General features: G+C 66.0%; 13 protein-coding genes and 2 pseudogenes. 4 read left to right on the top strand and 11 right to left on the bottom strand.

Annotated elements, in window-relative coordinates:
* Positions 1-37: 37 nt before the first annotated feature.
* Positions 38-502 (bottom strand): cupin domain-containing protein, encoded by a 465-nt coding sequence (locus IE295_RS20470; protein ID WP_224323173.1) that lies wholly within the window; start codon positions 500-502, stop codon positions 38-40.
* On the opposite strand from IE295_RS20470, the pseudogene IE295_RS20465 reads away from it, so the two are divergent.
* Positions 426-1186 (top strand): annotated as a pseudogene (locus tag IE295_RS20465) (class I SAM-dependent methyltransferase). The gene IE295_RS20470 and the pseudogene IE295_RS20465 sit on opposite strands and share 77 nt — an antisense overlap.
* 423 nt (positions 1187-1609) lie before the next feature.
* On the opposite strand, the gene IE295_RS20460 reads toward IE295_RS20465, so the two are convergent.
* The 6 genes from IE295_RS20460 to IE295_RS20435 all read right to left on the bottom strand — a co-directional run bounded on the left by IE295_RS20460 (position 1610) and on the right by IE295_RS20435 (position 8615).
* Positions 1610-1765, bottom strand: a complete 156-nt coding sequence (locus tag IE295_RS20460) for a hypothetical protein (RefSeq protein WP_190065134.1) — start codon at positions 1763-1765, stop codon at positions 1610-1612.
* A gap of 558 nt (positions 1766-2323) precedes the next feature.
* A complete protein-coding gene (locus IE295_RS20455) occupies positions 2324-4597 on the bottom strand; it encodes a tetratricopeptide repeat protein (protein WP_190065133.1) in 2274 nt (757 codons plus the stop codon).
* A gap of 197 nt (positions 4598-4794) precedes the next feature.
* Entirely contained in the window at positions 4795-5202 is a 408-nt protein-coding gene (locus tag IE295_RS20450) for a Het-E N-terminal domain-containing protein (RefSeq protein WP_190065132.1), read from the bottom strand.
* Between the two features lie 386 nt (positions 5203-5588).
* Complete coding sequence (locus IE295_RS20445) at positions 5589-6209, bottom strand: pyridoxamine 5'-phosphate oxidase family protein (RefSeq protein WP_190065131.1); 621 nt, start codon at positions 6207-6209, stop codon at positions 5589-5591.
* A gap of 37 nt (positions 6210-6246) precedes the next feature.
* Positions 6247-7335 carry a globin domain-containing protein gene (locus tag IE295_RS20440; RefSeq protein WP_229922990.1) on the bottom strand — a complete coding sequence of 363 codons (1089 nt, stop codon included), beginning with the start codon at positions 7333-7335 and terminating at the stop codon, positions 6247-6249.
* 545 nt (positions 7336-7880) lie between these two features.
* Complete coding sequence (locus IE295_RS20435; protein WP_190065129.1) at positions 7881-8615, bottom strand: hypothetical protein; 735 nt, start codon at positions 8613-8615, stop codon at positions 7881-7883.
* Positions 8616-8910: 295 nt separating this feature from the next.
* Between IE295_RS20435 and IE295_RS20430 the strand changes: the two genes are divergently transcribed.
* From IE295_RS20430 to IE295_RS20420, 3 genes and pseudogenes are all read left to right on the top strand, one after another.
* A complete protein-coding gene (locus IE295_RS20430; protein WP_190065128.1) occupies positions 8911-9108 on the top strand; it encodes a hypothetical protein in 198 nt (65 codons plus the stop codon).
* Between the two features lie 310 nt (positions 9109-9418).
* Positions 9419-10156 (top strand): hypothetical protein, encoded by a 738-nt coding sequence (locus IE295_RS20425; RefSeq protein ID WP_190065127.1) that lies wholly within the window; start codon positions 9419-9421, stop codon positions 10154-10156.
* A gap of 19 nt (positions 10157-10175) precedes the next feature.
* Positions 10176-10838 (top strand): annotated as a pseudogene (locus IE295_RS20420) (class F sortase); the annotation flags it as partial.
* 169 nt (positions 10839-11007) lie between these two features.
* Here IE295_RS20420 and IE295_RS20415 read toward each other — a convergent pair.
* The 4 genes from IE295_RS20415 to IE295_RS20400 all read right to left on the bottom strand — a co-directional run bounded on the left by IE295_RS20415 (position 11008) and on the right by IE295_RS20400 (position 15152).
* Positions 11008-13218 (bottom strand): caspase, EACC1-associated type, encoded by a 2211-nt coding sequence (locus tag IE295_RS20415; protein WP_190065125.1) that lies wholly within the window; start codon positions 13216-13218, stop codon positions 11008-11010.
* A complete protein-coding gene (locus IE295_RS20410; protein WP_190065124.1) occupies positions 13184-13558 on the bottom strand; it encodes a hypothetical protein in 375 nt (124 codons plus the stop codon). The genes IE295_RS20415 and IE295_RS20410 overlap by 35 nt, the downstream gene beginning before the upstream one ends.
* A gap of 164 nt (positions 13559-13722) precedes the next feature.
* Positions 13723-14340 (bottom strand): DUF4291 domain-containing protein, encoded by a 618-nt coding sequence (locus IE295_RS20405; RefSeq protein ID WP_224323174.1) that lies wholly within the window; start codon positions 14338-14340, stop codon positions 13723-13725.
* A 53-nt stretch (positions 14341-14393) separates the two neighbouring features.
* Positions 14394-15152 (bottom strand): nucleotidyltransferase domain-containing protein, encoded by a 759-nt coding sequence (locus tag IE295_RS20400; RefSeq protein ID WP_190065123.1) that lies wholly within the window; start codon positions 15150-15152, stop codon positions 14394-14396.

Below are 15152 nucleotides of genomic sequence, written 5' to 3'. Positions count from 1 at the left end.
GGCCACCTCAGCCCGCCGCCACTGGGCAGAGCAGCTTTCAGCTCGCACCGTCGTGGTCGTCCCAGTGGGTGCCGAAGCCTTCCTCAGCGGTCCATGAGGCGTACGCGTTGACCTGGACGGGAGTGCGGAAGAACCGTTTGAGGCCGGCGGCGGCTTCCCGGACGGGCGGGTGGATCTGGTCGATCGCGTCGATGACGAGGGACGCGCCTTCGGCGAGCCGGGCGTGGAACTCGGCGGGCTGGGGCTGGTACCAGGACGCCCCACGACGGTTCGTGCGGAGGATCGAGTACGCCGCGGCAGGGACGGCTCCCCCGGCGCGGGAGAGCCGCATCGGGGGCGGTTCGAGCCGGTGAGCGGCCACGATCTCGTTGAGGTCGTCCCAGGTCAGCGGCGCGGGGGAGGTGATGCCGTTGGAACGGATCACTTTGTGGGCGCGGAAGCACATCCGGGCGAGGAACGTGTCCCCGCCCAGACGCTCCGCCCACGATACGGAATCAATCACCGTGGGTCTCCTCGGTCGATCAGGTGTCGTTCATGTCCGACCTGCCGCCGGTGTTGTCCGAGGCTTCCTCGGCACGCGAGCGGGCGGCGGTGATGCGGCGGACACCGATCAGCATGCTGACGTCTCTCACGGCATTCTCGGCACCATCCCCGGAGCCGTCGTCGCGGACGTTCAACAGCTGCCCCTCGCAGATGGAGCCCTCGGCGCGGTCCTTGCGCTGCACATGCTGTACCACGTCGAGGACCAGGCCCAGGCCGTGTGGAGCTGGGTCGCGTCCTGGCGCCCGACGGCATCGCGATCGTCTCCACCAACAGCCGGACCGACAAGCGGGAACTGGAGCACCTCTGGCGCCAGGCCGCAGGCGATGTGCTGGGCATTCCGGAGGGGCCAGCCCGAGTGCAATTGTCCGCCCGATTCACCCTGGAGGACGCCCCAGCGATCCTCGGCGCGGTCTTCGCCGACATCCGTACGATCCCCCTTCCGGGGGTGATCGAGGTGACTGATGCTGAACCGGTCGTCGCCCACTTGGCCTCGTACGAAGCCTGGGCGGACAAGATGGGTGTTCCGTTTCGGGAGACGATCGAGCGCGCGCGAGAGCGGGTCAACGAGGTCATTCAGGCAGAGGGCGGGTTTCGTGTCACCTGCCTGGGCGGCATGCTCGTCTGCCGGATGCCCCGCCTGTAGTACCTCTGCAAGCAAATTGGGTCGTGCCTGCAGACGCGCTGCAACCTACCGTTGTCGGCCCGCCCCGAGCTGAGCTCGGGACGGATACCGGAGTTCACAACCCGACGACTGAAACCTTGCTCGGTGCTCGCTGCGGCCCTTGCTCTTCTTCTCCGAGATGCGGGCCAGGCGTAACACCATGGTCTTTCACGATCGTCACTCGCCACAGGACGAGGAAGGCTGTACGTGTCAAGGCCGCCAGTGTCAGCTGACATCAACGACAGCGGACAGCAGCGGATCAGAGCGCCCAGAGACGGCATGACGACGGGCAGCCAGCAGCATCGACCGCTGCCCAAGCAATCGCCTAACCGAACTTACAAAGCAGCTCCAGCCCAAAGTGGTTTAGCCAATCACGCGGGCCCGCCAGTCGCGAGCGCGCCGGGGTCACACGCCCCTTGATCGCATAACCTGCTGCGCCGCTCCCACGAACGCGCGGTGGAACTCCGGCCAGGTATCAAGCAACGCGCCGCCATCCTCGTACAGTTGAGTGATCACTTCCGCGTACTCCGGGTCCGGTTCACCATCGACACCGGAGGTCATTCGATTCATGGCACGGGCCGCAGCAAGGCGCCGGCGTCCCGGGCGATCCGGAGGAAGCCAGCGCAGTAGGGACGGACGCGGGATGCCCGACCCGTCCCACGTTTTTTGGCAGGTGCGGTTGAAGCCGCACCCAATCCTCGTCTCGCAGATCACTCCACCCCACGTCACCCAGAACGATTCACTCATCTCGGTCGTCACCGACACAAGAGACAGGCCCTAGCCACAGGGCTCAGCCCTTTAGACCCAGTGCCGCCAACAGCACTTCTGCCAACCATCCTGCCCATCGAGCACAAGCAGAAATTCGCCGCACTAACTCGTCAGCCAGTTGACCGGTACTGACGTCCACAAGCCTGTGGTGAACGCGGCTGGAGGCGCTTGAATCTCCAGCCCAGCCCACGGGACGGAGCGTCCAACGACGCTATCGGGTCCGTTCTGTAGGTTACGCGCTTTCAAAAGTCCGATGGAATGGATTCTCTTGTCGTTCCCTTGCAAAACAGGTGTGTCCCCTTTCTTCAGGAAGTACGTATCACCTCCCCCTGGCCACAATGCGATCCCCCCCTACTCCCCCTCCCCGCTCAGCAGTTTCAATAGCCGGGTTGTTTCGTGACCAGCACCATATCTTCCAACTGCCTGGGAGTACCCCTCGGACGCAATCCAGGCAGAGGAATCGGTATCCCCTAGCTCCAAATAATTCAGAGCAAGATTGGCAATACATGAGATGACCAGAGGATGACCTTTACCGACAGTACCCGCCGCCACTTCAACAGCCCTTTGCGTATAGGGGAGAGCTTCCGAGTACCGTCCCAGATGGAAATAGATAGCCCCCATCTGACTAAGTCGATTGGCCACAGACGAGTGCCCATCACCTAGGTTGGCCTCCGTGATACGGAGCGCCTCTCTGGCAAGTGGTAAGGCATCCGAATATCTACCAGCCTTAATGTAATCGGCACACAAATTATTCATGCAGATAGCCGTCGTGGAGCTTTCGGGCCCTAGCAGGTCTTCCGCATCAGAAAGAGCCCGATGGGCCAGCACCATAGCCTCATCAGGTCTATCTAGAACTCGATAGAGTGCGGCCAAGTTACTACAAGACGCAATTACGGCTGTATGCCTTTCTCCATACATTCGCTCACTGGCTGCAAGTGCTCGCTTGGCGAAGGAGAGTCCTTTCGAAGCTCGCCCCATGTCCCTATAGAGTGCCGCAATATTGTTTAGACACATCACCACCTCCGGTCCTTCAACCTCAGACTCCTCCGCCAACCGCAGAGCCTCTTTCAACAGGGGAAGACTCTGATCATACATTCCCATATCTCGCGCAATGGCAGCCGAGTTGTTGAGAATCGTCAAGAACGATCCGTTATCGATTTCACTCGCAGGCAGGGAAGAAACCAGTTCCTGGACTTCACGCATACCACGCATGGCGCCTGGAGTGTCACCTAAAGCCCGCCTTATTGCTGCACGCACCATCAAAGGGGTAAGCATTTCAGAGCTGCGGCCACCGAACGCTTGCATACAGAGATCAATGGACCTCTCCACGAAGTCAATCGCCTGTGGAAATTCCCCTAGCTCTCTAAAGTCTTCAGCAATATTAGATAGGTGAGTAACGACTTCCGCCGGGCGATCTTCTGCAGCTATTGCCTCCAGGGCGCGCTTCCTAAGTGCAACAGCTTCTGCCTGCTGATCCTGACTACTGTAGAAGGACGCGGCCTGCCCCAGAAGGTAACTGAGCTTATCCCCTCCCTGCCCGCTCGGCATGTGGCGCATCAATTCCTCAATGTGCGGAACAAGGGCCCTCCATCGCGGCCAGGCCCTAATCCCTCTCGTGCTCTCGGGTGCGGAGTCAGCCAATAGGTCAAGCGCTCTCGAAAGACTCCTCCCCACGGGATGATCTGTTTGCTTAATTTTGGAGCGTACGACCGACTGAACCAGTCGATGCATATCAATGAGTGATGCGCCCAGTTGAATCATGCTGTACGAGGAGAGCAATCTCAGGGCATCGTCTACGTCCAGCTCGTCCTCAAGGGCATTAGACACAACGTCCCGTGGAATCTCACCTGAGGCGTAGTGCGCAAGAATCTCAAGGATCGTGATGGCTTCACTGCTCCTGCCACCTATCGCCTCAAGCGTAATATCCCAAACCCGCGCGATCGTTCGTTCCGGATCTCGCCCCTCGATCGACGCTCTATGCATTCGGTTTGTTTGAGACCGGAGCCTATCCAGGTAGCGCTTTGGGTCAACCTTTGCTTGAGTCATGTACGAACCAGCCTGAACAAGAGCAAGCGGCAGGTCGCCCAGCTCCTCCGCGATGTCGTGAAGGGCTGGAACCCAGTCCGTTTCGAGGTCTACGAAAAAGCTAGCGATGAGCTGCCACGAGTCTGTACGACTCAGCGACTCGAGAGGAATTTCTTGATAAAATCCATCCCAACCATGCCTTCGGCGCGACGTAGCAATTATGCGACCGCCTTGCATATCAGCTAGAGTGGCACGCACGAACGCCGGATCTTCAACATTATCCAGAACCAGAAGCCAATCGTGAGAACGCCGTAGCCACTGGATCGCCCAGGATGCATTTTCGGCAGTGCTTAACCCAAAGGAAAGTTCTGGATAGAGTGCCTGGGTGAGATTAGCGAGCCCTAACGTAAGGTTTTCTGCGGAGTCCGCTACGATCCACCAGGTGATCGATCGAGATTCGATCCCAACCCTCGCGTACTCTAGTGCCGTTCTTGTCTTGCCGATACCTCCCAGGCCGTAGATAACTTGCGCTGAGCCTGGCGCGGACTTTCGCAGAATTTCCACCTCTACCCGACGACCGACGAAGCTAGCCGTGTCCACGATTGGTAGATTTGAAAGCCCCTGGGGTTTCGCACCACCTCTCGCCCCGCCCGAGTTTTCAGACCTCAAAGTTACTCGCCGCATATCGAAATGCGCATTAGCTCCAGTGCTCGCTACACCAAAGTTCTGGCCCACCGAAATCGACGAGGCGCCCTGAGCTGTGATAGGACGATCCCGCTTCCGCTTCTTCCGGCCCATTAGCGCTGAATAGTCGCCGAGTCGCCGGTATTGGCGATGCCTGTTATCGTTTGCGCTGCGATCGACTTCTCGCCGGACGCATTGATGGACACATGCGTCTGACTCAGCATTGCTTGGATATCTTTGACCAGATCAGAGTCGGCCAGAAGGGCTGATTTGATACGGACCCGAAGCACTGCCTGCAGGTCCGTGTCATTGGGGTCCTCAGCCAGGTCAGTCACAGCAGACTCTATTTCGCCATCGCCTCCACGGCGCCCCAGAATGCGCTGCACAATACGATAGCCGAGATTTACTGAACTGTCCGCCGCATCGGTTTCCAGGCGAGTGAGAATCGCTGCCCCATATACCGAAATAGCAGAAACTGCATAAGGAACAATATCTGCCGACAGCGTCTGAATATCCACCACAGCCCTCCCCTTCACCCACATGTAGGAGGAATCCTATCCACCCTGGGCTCAAGATGAGGTCGGTTCCCGAGAATACGCATGTCCCCTCAGCGAGGATCAGCCGCCGGCGGACCCTCGCGCCAAGGCGAGCGCCCAGCATGCAGAGGCGACTCAGCCGGAACCATTCAGTCCGGTTTTAGGTTGAGGGGGCTTATTTGGATGCCCGCACTGCCGCAGGTCAGCGCTCAAAGCCTTCGCGCGCCCGCAGCAGCCGAAGGACTTGTTGATGAGCTACTTGGCGAAGAGGCTGTGGTCCCCCCAGAGGTGTTGGGAAGGCCTCCGGCCTGCGCCCAAGCGCGTCAGTGGCCCTTCGCCGAGTCCGCCGACCCCTCAGTCGTGCCCGCCGTTCACCGCTGGCTCGGCCAGTGCTCCGCCGTACGAGGCGCGGTGAAGTAGTCCGCGTCCTTGGGGCGGGTTGTGTCGCGGCCGGTGGGGCGGGGGGCCGGTTCGAGGTGGGGTATGTACTTGGAGCAGTGGATGTAGGCCTCTTCGACGGTGACGTGGACCCACATTTCCGGGCTGCGTCCGGGGGCGACGTCGGTGGGGAGGCCGGGATGGATGCTGCGTAGGTCACTGTCGCCGTAGAGGTAGGCCACGCCGTTGACGTGGAGGCCCACGTGGTGGTGGGTGAAGTCCACGAAGAGCATGCCGAGGTGGGGATTCACGAGCATGTTGCCGGCGCTGGCCATCACGCCGTTTCCGCGGAATTCGGGATAGGCGAGCGTGTGGGCGTCGATGACGTGGACGAATCCCGGCGGCCCGGCCCGGAAGCTGGCGTCGCACTCCCCCTGGGAGTCGGCGGTGGCCAGGAAGACCATTGCCTGACGGCCGATGAAGTCCCGCATCTCGGGCGTGAGATGGCGGCGCACCTGTTGGTCGTAGAACCGGGCGGCGCGGTCGGCGGTGCCGAGGTGCTGCTGCAGCTGGTGTTCACCTGCTGATCCAAAAGACGGCGGAGGCGAGGTCACGAAGAGGCTCCTGGCAGGGCGGACAGGGGGATGCGGCTCAGGGAGTGAAGAGGACCGGGGTCTCGAACGGGTCGTGGTGGATGCGGTCGAGCGGGGTGCCGTAGAGGGTGAGCGTTTCCTTGGCGGAGACGACCATTTGGGCCGGGCCGCTGAGAAAGACGTCGTGCTCGTACCACGGCCCGAAATCGGCCAGTACCTCCGGCAGGGATCCACGGATTCCGGGGATGTACTCGTCGGAAACCGCGGCCTTGATGGTCAGCCAGTGGTGCCGTTGGGCCATCCGGAGCATGTCGTCGACTCCGTACAGCTCGGCCCCGGTTCGGGCGCCGAGGAAGAGATGCACTTGCTGGTGTCCCCCTCGGCGGGCGACCTCTTCGATGAGTGCGCGAATCGGGGCGAGGCCGGTACCGCCGGCCACGAAGAGCAGTTCTCTGTGGTCGGCCACGTCCAGGACCATGTCGCCCATCGGGGGCCCCAGCTGGATGATGTCGCCCACCGCCGCTCGGTGCACGAGCGCATTGCTGACCGAGCCGCCGTCCACCGCGCGCACGTGAAAGGTGAGTGTGCCGTCCTCACGAGGCGCGTTGGCCACGGAGTAATAGCGCCACCGCTTCGGCCACCAAGGAGTCTCGACGCTCACGTACTGGCCTGCGGCGTACCCGTAGGGAATGTGGGGGCGTACGGTGATTTCGGCGATGCCGTTGCCGCGCGAGACGCGGTGCACGACCGTGGCCGGCCACACGGCGGGCCGTACCGCCTCGTCCTCCTCGGCTGCACTGATCATGACCTGCGCGATCGTGCCGTACGCCTTCGTCCAGGCGGCGGCGATCTCCCGGGTCCAGGCGGGTCCGGCGTACCGGGCCAGAGAGGCGAGCAGGCACTCGCCCACAGCGGGGAAGTGCGCGGCGAGGGTGCCGAACTTGCGGTGATCGCGGCCGAGATTTCCGCAGAAGTGAACGAGATTTTCGGGGTCGTCGACCAGATCCACGATGCGCAGCAGCGCGCGCAGGAGGCGATCGCGCTGGGGGTCCATCCCTTGCGGGAACATCGGACGGACCTCGGGATAGCGAGCGAACAGGATCGCGTAGAAGTAGACCGTTATCTCACCCGCGAAGGGCTCGACCACCGAAAGGGAAGTCCTGATAAGGGCTATTTCGTGATCCGACAAAGGCGCTTCGGCGGTCTCCGGTTCTTCGGTGCGTACGGCCTGGACGGGTACCGGCTCCTCCGGAGACGGACGCGCGGATGTGCTGCTCGGACGACCGATGCGGAATCTCAACGGGCCAGCGCTCCCCCATCCGCTGTGGGGCATGACTTTCGCCGGGCATACCGCGAAGTGACCTCGCCCGAGGCGCCTCGCCCTCGAGGCGCAGAGAAGGTGGGGCCTCCGCCGAATCTGCCTCGGGAGGTAGCGGCATAAGAGTCGAATGGGGCCAACATGAGTCCTCATCGGAGTACAGAGGCGACGAAGCGGACGGACTGCTTCCGGATGCCCCACGATCCTCAAGGAGGATCGCGTGGCGGGAAAGAGACGCACCCACTAGATCTCGGGACGAGTTCTTGTCGCATTGCCCTGGCCGGATCCGACCGGTGTGCGGATTTGGGGACATATATCCGGGGCTCCGGCTGCCCTCGCAAGCCTCCTCTCCTCATGGCGGCGCGACGGAAGGACTACGGGGCCTCGGTCAGCCTGTCCTCGTTGACCCGGTACGCGTTCCGGAGTCGCTGGTAGTCGAAGTCGCTGCCCTGGGGAACGCGCCGGACGGAGAGGAGTCCATGACGTTCGAGTTCCTTGCGGGCCAGGGTCCACGTGTTGTGGGACAGGCCGTACGACTCCCGGCGCTCTCTGGTGACGTAGCGCGGTTCCGTGTATCCGCCCTGGGCCTCGAGGAGCGCAAGGAGAAGTGCGATCGCGGTCGGGCTCAGCTCCAGGATCCAGCCGCGGGTCCAGAACTCGACGGGTAGCCCTACGTACCGTCCGAGCAGGCTGGCACGCACATACGCGCCCCCGCCCGCCTCCATCGATACGAGCTTGATGGCCGGTGTGTTGCCCCGGCGCGACTCGAGCTGTACGAAGCCGTTCCGGTCCAGCCACGCGAGGTTGCCGGTCACGCGTCGCGGACCCGTTTCCGGTGCGAGGGCGAGCATCCGAGCCCAGGTCATGGGGGTGGGCGGCTGCCGGATGTCATGGGGCTCCGCCGTGGCCATCATCGTGATGCAGAGGTAGAGCTTCAGCCGCACCTCTCCGCCGCGCCCGCCCTGGACCAGGCGGGCAAGGGGCGGCTTCGGCTGTCCGTCCGCGGATCTCACGAAGGCCGGCGAGAACGGGACCTTCGTGCGTCGCGCGGCCTTGTCCGCCGCCTTCCCCAGCAGTGTCAGGGCCGAGAGGGTGAGCGGGTTCGGCAAAGTCGTCGACCTTCCTGAAGGAGAAACAGGGAGTGCAGGGGTACTAGCGGTCACGGGGGTTCTGGTTCTTCCTTTCCTCTCCTCCGCAATAGCGGTGACAGACCACCACAAGCGCTCCAGATCTACTTCACTGACGATCAAGTTGTCCATCACTATCGCGCCCACACTCCTTCACAACTGCGGTATATGGCCTTTGACCTGCGGTTTTCCGTCTGGCACCTTCATCGAAGGCCCAGTGAACGGGCAAGGCCCAGTGAACGGGCCCAATGAACGGGCATCGGAGAAGGAGCACTCAATGGACGAGACGACCGCTTCGACGCGCGGCGTGTGGCTGGCCGTCATCCTGCTGGCCGGTCTCTTCGCCGCCGCTATCGCTTTCGCGGTATTCCGGGCGGTCGGGGCCGATCTGCCGCTGTCGCTCACCGCCGGCGGCGCCACGTTCCTCGGGCTGACCTCGCTGGGACTCACCACCCATCGCTTCCTCACGGAGTGAGGCGGATGCGCCGGCCATGGGCTCGGCGCACATCGCGGGCCGGCCCGCACCCGGCCCGGAAACGCCCCGCCACCCGAACAGGGCCGACCGCGCGGCGAGTTGGGGTGAGGAACCCACAGGAGGCGGGGCCGTTCGGGGGATGAGTGGGGACGACCCGGCGGCCGGAGCGTGGAGTGGCGCTCCGCATCCCCTCTGAACTGCGGTTTTTCCGAAGCCGCAGCGAATTGGTTACCGAATGGAGCAATACGGATACTCTGCGGATGCCCCTGCGGGGGTGGCGGGTGAACCTCGGACCAAGGAGGTACAACCCGTGAAAACAATCCGTACCGCTTTCTGCGGCACTCTGACGGCGTTCGCCGTCTGCGCGGCCCCCGCCGCCTACGCCCTCAACGACCCGGCCGCCAAGGCGGCGCACGTCGACATGTCCCCCGTCAAGGCCGCCGCTCCCGCGACCGGCCACCACGGTGACGACGACGACTGCGACGACGACGACCACGGCTACAAGCATCACGGTCGTGACCACCACAAGGGTCACGACGGCCGGGACGACGACGACTGCGACGACGACCACGGCAAGGACCACGGTCGTGACCACCACAAGGGTCACGACAGCCGGGACGACGACGACTGCGACGACGACCACGGCAAGGACCACGACCACGGTCGGGACCACGGACGTGACGACCACGGCAAGGACCACGAGGGCAAGGACGACGACCACGGCAAGGACCACGGCCGGGACGACCACGGTCGTGACCACGACCACGGGCGTGACGACCACGGTCGTGACCACGACCACGGGCGTGGCGACCACGGCAAGGACCACGGCCGCGAGCACGACCACGGCCGGGAGCACCACGACGGTCACCACGAGCACGGCCGTCCCCACCACCACGCGCACGCGGGTGGTGGCGCGACCGCGTCTCTGGCCGCAGCGGAGTCCTCGTCGTCCGACACCTCGGCCATGGTCCTCGCGGGCGCGACCCTGGGTGTCGCCACTGGTGGGCTGATCTGGTACCGCCGTCGCGCCAACGCGGCCAAGCAGTAACAGGGAGCGAACCGGAGTGATGTCAGAGAAGCGCACAGGCGGCGTGAGCCGCCTGCTGACAGGGGTGGCCTGGGCAGCATTGATGCTGGCCCTGTGGATGGTGGGCAACGACACCGTCGAGGAGCCGATAGCCAAGGCTCCGAAGGCCGGTGACGTCGCCGCCGCCGAAGGCCGCCCTCCCGCGCTCGGCCTGCCCCCGGTACACGCATCGTTGCCGGGGGCCGGCCCTCAAACACTGATCATCAAAGCCCTGGGCCTACGGGCCCCGATCGAAGCCCACGGGCTCGATCAGCTGGGCGGGGTCGAGCCGCCCCCCTATGAACGGCCCAATGCGGTGGCCTGGTACCAGGACGGCCCGCGGCCCGGCAGCCCGGGCGCGGCCGTCCTTGTCGGGCATGTGGACACCAAGCGCTCACCGGCGGTCTTCTACGAGCTCAGCAACATCAAGCGCGGCACGGCGATCACCGTCGTGCGCTCGGACGGCAGCACCGCCGACTTCACCGTCGAGAACGTCTCCCTCGTCGCCAACGACAAGTTCGACGCCGACAAGGTCTACGGGCCGGCGGACACCAAGCGCGCCGAGCTGCGCCTGATCACGTGCGGCGGCGACTACGACCGCGCGCAGCACGAGTACAAGGCCAACGTGGTGGTCTCCGCCTACCTGACGGGGACCGGTCAGGCCGCCCCCGGTTCGGTCCCGCCGGGGAGCGGCTCCGGCAGCGGATCCGGCTCCGGCAACGGCAACGGCACGGGCAGTGGCTCCGGCAACGGCACGGGCAGTGGCACGGGCGGCCCGGCGGACGCCGAGGCGTCGGGCAGGGGAGGAGGGCCGGCTCAGTCCTGAAGTGAGGTCATAGCGCCTTCCCGGTCGTGGCGTCCCACCGCTCCACGGCCGTCCCGCCGTGCCCGCCGCCGATGTACACACCGCGGCCGAGCTCGCCTCCACCGCTCACGAGCGTCCTGCCGTCAGGACTGAACGCCACACTCCTGATGAAGGTGTGGAAGCGGCTCGTGATGACCTTGACGGTCGCGTCCCTGTTCCACAGGCGCACCGTGTTGTCGGAGCCCGCGCTGGCGAGAAGGTTTCCGTCGGGGCTGAACGCCACGCCGTTGACGCTGCTCGTATGGCCTTCCAGGGGGCGCCCGCTCTTTGCTCCGACGGGGTCCCACAACCAGACCGAGCTGCCCCTGCACGCGGTGGCCAGGGCCAATCCGTCGCGACTGAACGCCATGGCCTGCACCTTCGTGCTGTCACCCGGGAGGGTACGGATCAAGTCTCCCGTGCTGGGGTTCCACAGCCGTACCCCCGTGTCACCCTCCCCCACGCCCTCCGCCGGGACGGCTGCCCCGCCGGCGGTGGCCAGGTACGCCCCGCCGGGGCTGAACACCACGCTGCTGATCGGGTCCCGGTGACCGGCGAGCGTGTGGACGAGCGCGCCGGTGGCGGGATCCCAGAGCCGCACCTTCCCGTCGACGGCTCCCGCGGCCAGCGTCCGGCCGTCGGGGCTGAACGCCACGCTGCTGACGGCGGCGTCCTTGTCGAGCGTACGGACAAGCCTGCCGGTCGCCGGATCCCATAGGTGGATGCCGTGAATGTCTCCGCTGGCGAGGGCCTTGCCGTCGGGGCTGAAGACCACGCTGTTGGCGACCGTCATCCGCGCGTCGCGCAGGAGGCGTTCGGGCTTGCCCGTGCTCGCGTTCCACAGCAGGATCACACCGTCCTCGCCCGCGCTCGCGACCGTCTTCCCGTCCGGGCTGAAGGCCACGCTCGCTATCGCCCGGTCATGGCCCGTCAGCGGGCGGTCGACGCTGCTGGTGGTCAGCGTGAAGAGCAGGACGAGGACGATGAGCGTGGCGACGAGCCCCGTCGCCATCAGGCGCGTTCGCCGCCCCCAGGGAGACGCCCCCGAGCGGTGCGGTGACACGGCCGGCGCCGGCAAGGGGAGGGGCGGTGACGGCGGCGGTGGCAAGGGTGGTGCAAGTAAGGGTGGTGACGGCGGTGCCGTCGGTCCCTTGGCTCCAACGGATCCGGGCGGCCGTTGCCGCACGGGCGCCGGCCGCAAGGACTCCAGCCGCGCGTGAGCGTAGTTCGCCACCAGCGGGACGTCGTTGGCCGCCGCCTCCTCGAAGGCCTGGAGCGCGGCCAACGCCTTGGCGGGGTCGGGATCGGTGAGCCAGCTGCCGACGTCCGTGACGGCGCCCAGCCGGATGTGCGGGCTGGCGCTTTCCAGGCCCACCCGCCACTTCTCCGGCAGGTTCGCGGGGACCACGACGATGCCTGCGGCACTGCGCGCCAGCAGGATCTTTCCCTCTCCTCCCGTCAGGGAGCGCTGCGGGGTCTGCGCGACGCCGGCCTCCCGGACCTCCTTGGCCGCGTATTCGTAGGCCTCGTCCACGGAGACGAACCCGTCCCCGTCGGTGTCGGCCGCACCGCTGCGGAGGCCGGCCACCAGGGCGCTGGTGAACACCGAGCCGGGTGATTCCCGCCCGGACAGCGGTGTCCCTTCGAACGAGTACTCATGGGCCCTGGAGGCGGTGAGAACGACCTGTCCCCGGCCGGTTCCCCGCAGCCACTCCAGCTGCAGGTCGCTCTGTCCCTTGCTTCCCCAGGCGAATCCTCCGCTGAAGCAGCAGTCGAGGATGACGACCTGGCGCCGCGCCCGGCACTCCCCCAGCTGGTCGAACAGCCACTGCGACCCCACGCCGGTGGCCGCCAGCCGGTCCTTGCGCGTGTCCGTGGCGGCGAAGTACAGCCTCCTGCGCGCGTCCTCCAGTCCGTGGCAGGACAGGTACACGACCACCAGGTCGTCCGGGCGCCGGTCGGTCAGGAAGTCCTCCACCCCGAGCCGGATGTCCCGCGCCGTCCGGTCGATCAGCGACGTCACGGCGAATCCGCCGAGATGCGGATCGGACAGGACCTCACGCAGAGCGGCCTCGTCGCGCACCGGAGCGCGCAGCTGGCTCAGTGCCGTGTCGTCGTACCGCGCGGTCGCCACGACCAGGGCCAGCCGCCGCTCGGCGGGCAGCTCAGGCGCCGGATGCGTGGCGTGCGAGCCAGGCACGGATGATCTGTTCCTGCTGCTCGGAGGTCGCCCCGGTGATCTTCAGGGTGTCCCCGTCGATGCTCACCTCGACCGTACGGTCCGTCCGCCGCGCCCAGTTGCGCAGCGAGGTCACCAGCGTGTGCAGGATCTCGGCGGTCCTCAGCTGCACTGCCAGCCAGCCGAGCAGGGCGCCCACGCCCTTGGCCTGACCGGGTGCGGTACCGCGTGCGGGCTCGACCGCGTCGACGTCGAGTTCCAGCAGTTCGACGCGGAGCCGCCCGGTGAGGTCCGCCAGCTCTTCCAGGTCACTGTCCGGGGCAGGCTGGACCTGCACGGTCAGAGCGATGAGGTCGGACATGTTCCCCCCTCCAGAGCCGGGGAGGGCCCGATTCCGCCCGATCCCCGCCGCTGCCCGTGGTCAGCGGTCGCAGGCTCGCATGGCCGGAACCGTCCGGGACCGCGCAGTCAGGGTAGCCCCTGGCGCGTTCCATGGGCATACGCCCAGTCAGCTGTAACGATCCGTCAGGCCCGCAGGTGGCCGAGGAGGGCGTCGTCCGCGGGGTACGGGCGCTCGCGGGGCAGCAGGCGGGCGGCGGTGTCCAGCGCGCCCTCGCGCACATGGTGGCGGATCTCGGTGGCGAGCGGGGTCACGTCGGTGATCGAGACCGTCCACTCGTCCGCGTAGCGGCGGGCCGCCTCACCCGCGAGGCCCAGCTGCAGGGAGCGGTACGGCAGGGCCTGTAGGTGGAGGTCGCGCTCGGGATCCCACTGGACGCGGGTGGGCGCCTGCTTCAGCTGCCGCTTCCACGCCGCCGCGTCCGGGTGCAGGTCACGCTCGTAATGGGACAGGCAGGCGTGGCGGAGGGCCCATTCGAAGCCCTCCCGGCTGATCTCGACGGCCAGGACCGTCTCCTGGCCCTCCTTGGCGGCCCAGCCGCAGCGGTACATCATCCACAGGAACGACGGCTTGATCCATGTCATGCGGTCGCGCTTCCAGCTGCCGGGGAAGCGTCCGTCGCGGGCCGCGGGCAGCCCGATGGCCGGGGTGTAGGCCTGGTAGACGGTGACCGTGGAGTCCGTGTACGACGCGCGGATCTGATGCTTCGGACGCTCGTGGTGCATGCCGTTCTCATCGTGCATGTGGTGCTCATCGTGCATGTGGTGCTCATCGTGCATGTGGTGCTCGGGTGTGTTCACTCGCCCAGCATGGGCGCGGCGCCCGTCGGTGTGCCAGCGATTTGATCCGCCGTACGGGGCGCACGGGGCGTACGAAGCGCCCGGCGCCGCACCGAGACCAGCCAGTCCTCCACCCGTGCGGCGTCCGGCTGCTCGGGCAGCGGGCTGTGCTCCAGGGCCCGGTCGATGCGCTCGGTGAGCCGGTCGCGCCAGACCTCGACCTCTTCCCAGGACAGCTCCCCGCGGCGCACCGCCAGGAGCCGGTCCCGGTCGTCGCCGACGTCGGTGCGCAGCGTGCCGGTCTCGAGCAGGGCGGAGCCGCTGGTCAGCAGGCGGAGCAGATGGACGACGGGCTTCCAGCGGGGCTCGCCGTCCCGTTCCCGGGCGGCGCGGGCCTTGGCGAACTGCGTCTGGGCGTAGCGGCCGAAGGTCTGGTGGACGCGCCGGGAGAGGAAGGCCGGGGCGAGCTCGAGAAGTTCCGTACCGAGCGGTGTGCGGTGCTCCACGAGCGGGCTGTGCAGGACCTCCAGCAGATTGGGGTTGGCGGCCAGTGCGAGCTCGCAGAAGCGCTCGACCTCCCAGGCGAACTGCTCCGGCAGTGGGCCCTCGAGGTGCGCGGGCGGCTTGGACAGCCGCCAGAAGTCCTCGGTGGGGGCCACGTACACGCCCCGCCGGTCGGTGTCGGAGCCGGCGGTCGCCAGCCCGAAGGCACGCGACCCTACGACCACGGTCAGGATGGAGTGCCGCTCGACCAGGTGGTCCCACTGCTGTGCCAT

The organism is Streptomyces griseocarneus, from assembly GCF_014655595.1.
Classification (GTDB): domain Bacteria; phylum Actinomycetota; class Actinomycetes; order Streptomycetales; family Streptomycetaceae; genus Streptomyces; species Streptomyces griseocarneus.
The sequence above is the reverse complement of the archived record's forward strand: the minus strand, read 5'-3'. Positions and strand labels throughout refer to the sequence as shown.